Genomic DNA, 8,528 nt, shown 5'->3' with positions numbered 1-8,528 from the left:
AACGCTGGAGGTCAGAGCCGTTGCGATCACTGGCAGCAATATCGGCGACGCCCCCATACTACCGGAACTGCTGGACTAGACCGGAGCGGATCAGGACATCGCGCCGGTCACAGCCGACGGGGCCTGCGGCACAAGAAATTGCCACGAGGCAATCGCTGCCCGAAATGCTGCCGCAGTCATACCGCCACGCAAGAACGCAAAGCCTTGGAAACCAACGAGTCCCGGCGCCGTCGCCCGCAACGAAGCGCTGCGAGCCTCGAAGTACTTGGGCCGTGCCGTCTGGCGACGGTGGAGCGGCTGCCACCGCCGGAGCCGTGTCGAGATATGAGGAGGATCAGAAAAGGATCTGGGGGATCCTTTTCCCGACGATTGGATGAATTGCATCAAACTCCTTGGCCAATCCTTGATGGCACGAGACTTCGAACGCCAAGTCGCCGAGCTGCAGGTCCGTATCGCCGTGCTGAACGGCTACACTGCGCTTGGCATACCTGTTACGCGGCCCGTGGGATAAGTCCGTCCGGGGAAAGGGGAACTACGGTCAAACCCCGATTTGTGCAACAAGGCCCAACAGAGCCATTTCACGATACGAACATTTAATAGGAATGGGCCGAAGTTGCGGCCTTTTTTCTTAAGGAGAAAAAAAGTACCGCAAGGCCTGAAAAGAATAACGTGATTTGTGGGACGTGGATCATATACGCGCCATTTGGTGAGATGGAGTCGCCCCATACTTCACTAATTCCACCTGTTGACCAGCCAAAGGTCCAAGCGACCCAAAAGGGGATTACGACTATTGTGCCAAGAATTGATACACGTCGCCAGTCTTGAAGGGTTTGGGCCTTGAATGTGAAGTAGATAGTGATAGATGCGAGCGTCAGGCCAAATGTCACCTCACGTATGAAGTGGTTCTTCACATAGTCAGCGATCAACGGTGTCGAAAGGGACGTCGGGATAAACTGAGAATATGCAATGAACATGAACGATATTCCGCTGATGATCAGTATGCGTCCTAATAGTGTCATATTTTTTCTCCCTGATATTTTATTTGTGAAGGAAATTTGATCCATTCACAACTTCTCCTCATTTATCATCATAGCGGTTTTTTCTGGTCTGGTGACGAGGTTGACTTGGCTCTGCGGCATGGTTAAGAAAGCTCATGAATAGAGCTACGCAGACCGGTGCCGCAATAGGAAAAGGCGAGTTCCTGATCTCTGCGGATTACCTTGGGTTGTTGATTTCGTTTTCAGCAAAATACGGCGTTTCACCAGAGTCTTTATTTTCCAATTCGGATGTTTCATTAACTGACTATTTGTCCAGGCCGCTCTTTGTGCGGAGTGATACGTATAACGGGCTAATCGACGAGCTTGTGGGCGCCTCGCGCGATCCGTTGCTGCCGTGGAAATACGGCAAGGCCATCAGTGAGCTGTCCCACGGAGCCGTCGGTCTTGCGCTTCAGAGTTGTGCCACATTGCAACAATTCTTCGATCTTCTGCCGATGTTTTTTGCGACCCGTGCGGGTTACGCCCAATCCGTCTCTGTCAGGGTCGCCAAAACCCGCTGCGAAATTGTTGTCCGTTCGTCAAAACCCGATGCTCCCGGACATATCGTGCGGTTCAATACTATTGCCAGCCTGATGGCATTTGCCTGGATGAGCCGCCGGTTGACAGGAACCGAAACAGGATTTCTGGATGAGGAATTGCAAATCTCCTGGCCCGATCCCGGTTTGGAGATTCCGGCTGATTTGCTGCCGCCGGGTACAACGGTCAGTTTCGAACAGCGGGAGAACCTGATTTCGCTGCCTAAGACCCGGCTGCATACGCGGATCGTATCCAGCAGCCCCAGTTTAATGGATGCAGCTTTGCGCCGCTGTGAGGTGGAAATGGAGGCGCCACCACCCAATTCGGGAGTGGTGGAGAAGGTGCAGTGGATGTTCCGGAAGACAGAACCGGAACTGCCTACGCTTGAGGCAACGGCAAGCCGTCTTGGCGTTTCGCCCGCGACATTGAAGCGGCAGTTGAACAGCCAGGGGACCTCCTTCATTAAAATCAAGAAACAGGTCAGGTTCGACCGGGTCACCGGGTATCTTCTGCTTGGCAATCTGTCGATTGACCAGATTGCTGTTCGCACTGGATTCAGCGATGCCAGCAATCTGTCAAAGGCGTTCAGGCAGTATTTCGGGGAAACCCCCGGCCAGTTCCGGGAGCGGCATAGGCTGCTGGATTAGCGCGCGGCAGGCCGGGGGTTTTGCCGATTGCTCCCGGTTCCCGGCACAGCTGGCAGGAACACCGGGAGGGTGCGGTTTAGGCGTAAAGAAACCTTTGCATGGTTGCGGCCACATCTTCCGGAGCTTCCAGAACAGCGTTGTGGCCGACTGGCAGTTTGGTGACAGAGGCTTGCGATGGCATACGGGAGAGAAGATGTTCGGAGCGGGCTGCGTCCATTGCCGGATCCTGATCACCATAGATCACCAGACAGGGAATATTGCGTCCGTTCAGGCAGTCCGACAGGTCTTCGCGGTACTTCATTACGCTGAACAAAACAGGTTTGAGCGCCTTGTAGTCCAAGAGGTGCAAATAGTTGCGCAGTTTGCTCACCAGCATATGGTCGTCTTCGGCTGCGGACTTGGACAAGAGCGCCTTTGTCAGCGCGCCTTCGAAGTTCTTGACGCCGAAGCGGGCCAGCAGGCGCGGAATAATCGAGAACATGATTTTCTCGGAGGTTTTGGGACCGGATGCGCAGGTGTTCATCAGAATCAGGCCATCGCAGCGGTCGGCAAAATGTTTGCAGAAGGACTGCGCGACAAAGCCTCCCCACGACAGGCCGACAATTGTACAGCTCGGCAGCGCGTGGTGGTCCAGTATCTCGCGCAGAGCGACGCTGCAATCTTTGATTGAGAACAGTTTCTGCGGGGCATCTGAGCCGCCGTGGCCGGGGGGGTCAATGACCAGAATGTTGTAGTCGGGGATAAAGGCCTCAAGGATCGGATCCCACATAGTTCCGTCGAAAAACATACCGGGCCAGAAGGTCAAAGTCCCCTTGGGGTTAGGCGAACGGCTGATCGCCACGGCCATGCTGCCCAGGCTTGTCTGGATTTGCTCTTTGATCACGTTACTGTCTCCGCTTGGTAGGTCGCGTTAATGGCCGAGGCGGCTTTCATCGCGTTGTAGATACATAGAGATAGGAAGGTTCCTTCCAGAGAACGCCTCCCGTTTACACCACCGCCGCCGAAACCGCTGGCCTCGCCAACGGCATAAAGACCGTCAATGGCAGATCCGTCAGACCGCAGCACGCGTGAGGACAGGTCCGTGTTGATCCCGCCCAGACTTTTACGTGTGATCAGGTGCAGCCGGATTGCCACGAGAGGCCCCGCCGCCGGGTCCAGGATGGGTTGACCCCGGCAAATCCTAAGCCGGTCGCCTTTCCATTGGCGCAGGCCGACAATACGGCGAACCTGGTCGTCGTTGACCTGGCCGTCACTAGCTGTAAGCTGGCGGTCATAATCGGTCAGTTCGGCTTCCAGAACTGCTTTGTCGATCCGGTTATGGCCGCTTAATCGGTTCATGCTCGCAACGAGCTCATCCAGAGTGTCGGCGGTAATGATGTCCCGGCTGCGGGGTTCTATCTGCTTCAGAAAGTCATCAGGAACACGTAGCAGATTGGCTAGGAACGTGAGTTTGCGTTCGTCCCGGATAGCCGTATTAAAGATGGCGCCGGAGATATTGAGCTCTCGCTTGGCAATTTCCCAGTTCATCACCTGCCAGGTGTAACCGTGGTCCTGCTCACAGACACGCTGGCACAGATGTCGGGTGTCGAACCCGGAAACCAGTGGCATCGGGCCAATACGACGCCCGTAACAGTTAGTCCAGAGCCCGGACCGGGGCGGGATCAGACTGGCACCATGCTTGGGGTCCATGCGATCGGAATAGGGGTGATGAATTCCGGCGGCATAATTCCAAAACGCGTCCAGATGCGTTACATTAGCAGATAGATCTTCGGCCGCCACGCGATGCAGCTTGCCATCGGAATATTCGTGCGAGCCATTAAGGATGTAGTCCGGCACCTTGGGCCAATTGTTCGGCCAGAGGCGGCGAACCTCCTCCTCGCTGCCTGTTACGCCACCGCTAGCGATGACTATGTCCCGGCCGTGAAAACGGCGTTCGATACCATTGTTTTCAGCAATGCAGCCGATGACCCTGCCGTTTTTGTAGATGAACTGCTGCACATCGTGGTGGAACACCAGCGTCAGCTTGCGGCGCTGCTTGTGGCGCATCAGGCGCTGTATCAAGAGCCGGGTCAGCTTTTCCGATGACCCCCACATGATGTGGTACCTTGGTACCGAATTGCCAGACGTGTAGTCGCCCCGCTCCACCCAGCCGGGCGCCGGTAGAAAGCGGATTCCCAGCTCCTTGGTGAGCCATTGATAGACTTTATCCGAGCCTTCATTGATATAGGAAAGCGCCCATTTTTTTTGCCAAACATCTTCTGGGCCGAATTCGGCTGCGTGCAGCCAGTCACGGGTGGCGAGTTCCTTGGAATCCTTGATCCGGTTGCTCCGCTGGATGGGCGTGCCGGTAAACCACATGCCGCCGAATGCTTCATAAGCCTGACCGCCGAGTTTTGAGGGCGTGCCCCGTTCCAGAATGGCTACCGACCGGCCGTGGTCCAGCAATTCAAGTGCCGTGACAATCCCGGCGATCCCTCCACCAATAACCACGGCGTCAAAGTGTCTGGGAAAGGGATTCATGGAGCGCCTCTCAAGCAATGCGGCTGGTAATGTCCACCGTGATTAAGAGAGTGGCGATCTTAGCCACATGGTTCGAGAGCGAAAGAGATCAACTGTTTGGTTAAAGGGGCGCAGATTGCAGGCCTGACGTCGGGAGCGAATGCGCGATGCAGATTACACTGCCGCCATGAATGGCGCGTCTTCATAGATTGATGGATGAGTTTTTGATATTCTGCACACAGCCGTAGGTCGTGTATTCGCATGAATGCAACGAAGTTCACAGAGGTGCAGAAGGCGTTCATCCTGAAGCAAGGAGAGCAAGGAGCACCGGTCGCGTAGATCTGCTGTAAGGCCGGGATCAGCCAGGCCACCTAATTCAACGGTAAGAAAAAATACGGAAGCTTTCTGCTGGGCGAGAGGCGCCGGCTGAAAGCGTTTGAGGGCGAGAACACCCGGCTGAAGAAGATTGTGGTGGACCTTACGCTGGGCCAGGAGATGCTTCGGCATGTCATTCGGCGAAAGCTCTGAAGCCTGGCCGTTTGCACGAGATTGCCACCGGGATGTGCGTCGATTGGGGGGGGCGATCCGGAAGGATTGTTAAGCCGTCTGATTCGACACATCCACCTACCGCGACAAGCCGCGGCGATCACTGCCCGGCAGGGCATCGCGCACCGATGTCCCGAGAGGGGATCAAGCTGCCGTCGAACGGCGGATCAAGGAGATCGCAGAGACGCGAGTGCGCTATGGCTACAGGCGCGTCCACGTGCTTCTGAGACGAGAGGGGCGGGTGAGCAACATGAAGAAGGCACGCAGGATTTACAACGAGTTGGGGCTGCAGCTCAGGAACAAGCACCCAAAGCGCCGGGTGAAGGCAAAGCTCAGAGAAGACCGTCAGGAAGCCGTTGGGCCGAACGATGTCTGGGCGATGGACTTCGTTCACGACCAGCTCGCCCTGGGCAGGAGGTTGCGTATCCTGACCGTTGTCGACACGCATTCCCGGCTCTGCCCTGCGGCCGATCCGCGCTTTATCTATCGGGGCGAAGATGTCGTGCAGACGCTCGAACGGGTCTGCGGGCAGATCGGCTATCCCAGGACGATCAGAGTCGATAACGGCAGCGAGTTCATCTCGCGGGACCTCGATCTCTGGGCCTGCGCCAACGAAGTTACCCTCGACTTCTCACGGCCAGGAAAGCCCACGGACAATAGCTTCATTGAGGCGTTTAACAGCAAGCTCCGAGCGGAATGCCTGAACGCACACTGGTTCATGAGCCTTGCAGATGCCCGCGAAAAGCTGGAGGATTGGCGTCGGCACTACAATGAGGACAGACCCCACAGCGCAATCGGATACAACGTCCCGATTGCCATGCATTATCCCGATGGCGTCACCAGCCTGTCATCGTGACAGAGCCGGAAAAACCCAGCTCCCGGCGGTCCAAGGTTGGGGTTCAGAGCAGAAAGCCTCGGCAATATGACACCGGCCGGTGTCTACTTCGGTCGCAGCGGCGGCATTCTGAAGGAAAGGAGAACCATCAAGGAAAAAACACTGAAACAGCGACGCTTGCTCAATCTCGGGCGCGCTACTTAAGATCAAAACCGATGCGCCAGGCCGTCCTAAATGCTGTCAGCTCAAACGGACCACTTCATTTGATAATGGACACCTGCGCAAAGCTGCCGTTAGGTGTGAGCCACCATGCGGTTAAATGATTGCGGAGAGGGCAGGTAGGAAACGGCGGTTGCCTGCTCCCGCAACCAACACTAATTAACCTGACATATCAAAAGCTTCGGATCTACCATCCGGGGCCTTCTTCGTGTTCGGGCCTTCCGCACCCGCCGCCAGCCGCAGCAGCCCCGCCAGATCCCCCTCCAGCGTCAGATCCAGGCCAGCGCCCGCCGCCGCAGGCGTCAGCACGATCCGCTCCACCAATGCGCGCAGTGACTCCTTGGCCTCTTCCATGCCTTCGGCGGAGCCAAGGGTCCGGATCAGCCGTGACACCCGTTCGCGGTAGGCCTCCGCCATCGACGGGTGAAACACCACCGTGTCCGGGGCAGGGGTCTGCTCCAGCTCCCGTTCCAGCTGCTGGCGCCGTGCGTCGAGCTCGATCATCCGGTCCTTCACCTGATCTGCGGGAATGCCCGCAATGATCGCATCCACCAGCTTCTGGTGGTCGCGCTTGGCACGGGCGAGCGCCTGTTCCTTTTCCTTGCGGTTCCCGGCGGCTGCTGCCTTCAGCCGGTTGCGTTCGGCAGTGTATTCTTCGCAGAAGACCTGCACCGCGTCCGGATCCATCAGGTGGTTCGCCAGTGCATCCTGCACCCGGGCTTCCAGGTCGGCCTGCTTGATCGTGCGCTTGTTGCTGCAGACCGCGTCCCCTTTGTTCCGCGCCGGGGAACAGCCGAAGCTGTCCTTGGAGATCTTGGCAAAGCCGCCGCAGCAGCAGCCGCAGGCCATCAGGCCGGAGAACAGCGTCTTCGGGCGGCGCCGGTCCCAGACCGGAACATTGGTGCCCGCGGTCTTCAGTTCGCCCTGGCGGGCCCGGACCGCATCCCAGAGATCCTGTTCGACGATCCGCCACTGCGGAACGTCGGTGATCGTCCAGTCGCTTTCCGGGTTCAGGCGGGAGATGCGCTTGCCGGTCTGCGGATCCTTCACGTAGCGAAGCCGGTTCCAGACCTGCCGGCTGATGTAGAGCTCATTGTTCAGGATGCCGGTGCCGCGCTGGCGGTTGCCGTGAAGGGTGGAGGCACCCCAGTGGCGGCCGGACGGGGCAGGCACGCCTTCAGTATTGAGCGCCTCTGCGATCTTCTTCGGCGAAAGCCCGCGGGCGTAGTTCGCGAAGATCCGGCGCACGGCATCTGCCTCTTCCGGGTGGATCTCCCGCTCGCCGCGGATCAGTTCGCCGCTGGACGTGAGTTGCGGCTTCATGCGGTGGCCGTAAGCTTTGCCACCCGCGGATTTGCCCTCCAAAGCGCGCCCCTTCAGGCCGCGGCGGGTTTTGTCGGCGAGATCCTTGAGCTGCAAGGCATTCATCGTCCCCTTGAGCCCGATATGAATCTCCGAAATCAGACCTTCCGAGAGGGTCCCGATCGGGAGGCCGTTGAAGCAAAATTCCTGGTAGATGTGGGCGATGTCGGCTTGGTTGCGGCTTAGACGGTCGAGGGCTTCCGAGACCAGCACATCGAAGGTGCCGCCGCGCGCATCGCGGAGCAGGGCCTGCATGCCGCTGCGCATAAGGCTGGCACCGGAGATAGCGCGGTCGGAATAGGTGGCCACGACCTCCAGCCCCTGGGCCTTGGCGTAATCGGTGCAACCGCGGATTTGGTCCTCGACAGAGGCGTCGCGTTGCAGGTCTGTCGAGTAGCGGGCGTAGATGGCTGCTCTGAGCCTGGGCTGGGACATGGCGGTGTTCTCCGGTGGTTTGATGTTAACCGGGAGAATTGCCGTCCCGGTGGTCGGTGCGGGCTGCCTCGCGGGCGAGGGCGCGCAGGAGTCCGTGAAGTGACGCGCGGGTGCAGGCGTCCTGCCGGCAGGAGCCGTTTTGCGGGCGGCCGGGTGTTTCCGGCGCCTGCTGGCATTCGGCATGTCTCTTCCGGTCCCGTGCCATTGGCCGAGGTCTCCTGTCTCCGGTGGGCGGTGGCCGCCCGCGTGCGCTGATGGAGACAGTTTACTGCGCCGGATTGGGTTGGATCGACCCGGTTTGTAACCCTGCGGAGACGGAAATTGTGGATAAGGGCCTCGAAATACGGAACTTTCCCTCTGCAGAGGGAGCTGGGCAGGGATGCGGGCATGGACCGCCCCGGCGTGGCTTTG

General features: G+C 58.2%; 6 protein-coding genes and 2 pseudogenes. 3 read left to right on the top strand and 5 right to left on the bottom strand.

Annotation, left to right across the window (positions count from 1 at the left end):
* Positions 1-511: pseudogene (locus L1069_RS23025) on the top strand (transposase); the annotation flags it as partial.
* An 82-nt stretch (positions 512-593) separates the two neighbouring features.
* Here the strand turns inward: L1069_RS23025 and L1069_RS23020 are convergent.
* Entirely contained in the window at positions 594-1,064 is a 471-nt protein-coding gene (locus L1069_RS23020; RefSeq protein ID WP_237457199.1) for a hypothetical protein, read from the bottom strand.
* A gap of 89 nt (positions 1,065-1,153) precedes the next feature.
* Between L1069_RS23020 and L1069_RS23015 the strand changes: the two genes are divergently transcribed.
* Complete coding sequence (locus L1069_RS23015) at positions 1,154-2,221, top strand: AraC family transcriptional regulator (RefSeq protein ID WP_237457198.1); 1,068 nt, start codon at positions 1,154-1,156, stop codon at positions 2,219-2,221.
* 76 nt (positions 2,222-2,297) lie between these two features.
* On the opposite strand, the gene L1069_RS23010 is transcribed toward L1069_RS23015, so the two are convergent.
* Positions 2,298-3,104 (bottom strand): alpha/beta fold hydrolase, encoded by an 807-nt coding sequence (locus L1069_RS23010; RefSeq protein ID WP_237457197.1) that lies wholly within the window; start codon positions 3,102-3,104, stop codon positions 2,298-2,300.
* Complete coding sequence (locus L1069_RS23005; RefSeq protein ID WP_237457196.1) at positions 3,101-4,741, bottom strand: FAD-dependent oxidoreductase; 1,641 nt, start codon at positions 4,739-4,741, stop codon at positions 3,101-3,103. Before L1069_RS23005 ends, L1069_RS23010 begins: the two co-directional genes overlap by 4 nt.
* Before the next feature lie 240 nt (positions 4,742-4,981).
* Here L1069_RS23005 and L1069_RS23000 point away from each other — a divergent pair.
* Positions 4,982-6,122: pseudogene (locus L1069_RS23000) on the top strand (IS3 family transposase).
* 357 nt (positions 6,123-6,479) lie between these two features.
* On the opposite strand, the gene L1069_RS24230 reads toward L1069_RS23000, so the two are convergent.
* Positions 6,480-8,117: a recombinase family protein gene (locus tag L1069_RS24230; protein ID WP_275423103.1), complete on the bottom strand. Its 1,638-nt coding sequence runs from the start codon at positions 8,115-8,117 to the stop codon at positions 6,480-6,482.
* Positions 8,118-8,142: 25 nt separating this feature from the next.
* The gene (locus tag L1069_RS22990; protein WP_164982692.1) at positions 8,143-8,322 is read right to left on the bottom strand and encodes a hypothetical protein; all 180 of its coding nucleotides are present in this window, start codon (positions 8,320-8,322) and stop codon (positions 8,143-8,145) included.
* Positions 8,323-8,528 lie beyond the last annotated feature (206 nt).

The organism is Leisingera sp. MMG026 (assembly GCF_021654205.1).
GTDB lineage: Bacteria > Pseudomonadota > Alphaproteobacteria > Rhodobacterales > Rhodobacteraceae > Leisingera.
This window is presented reverse-complemented; position numbering and strand designations above follow the sequence as displayed.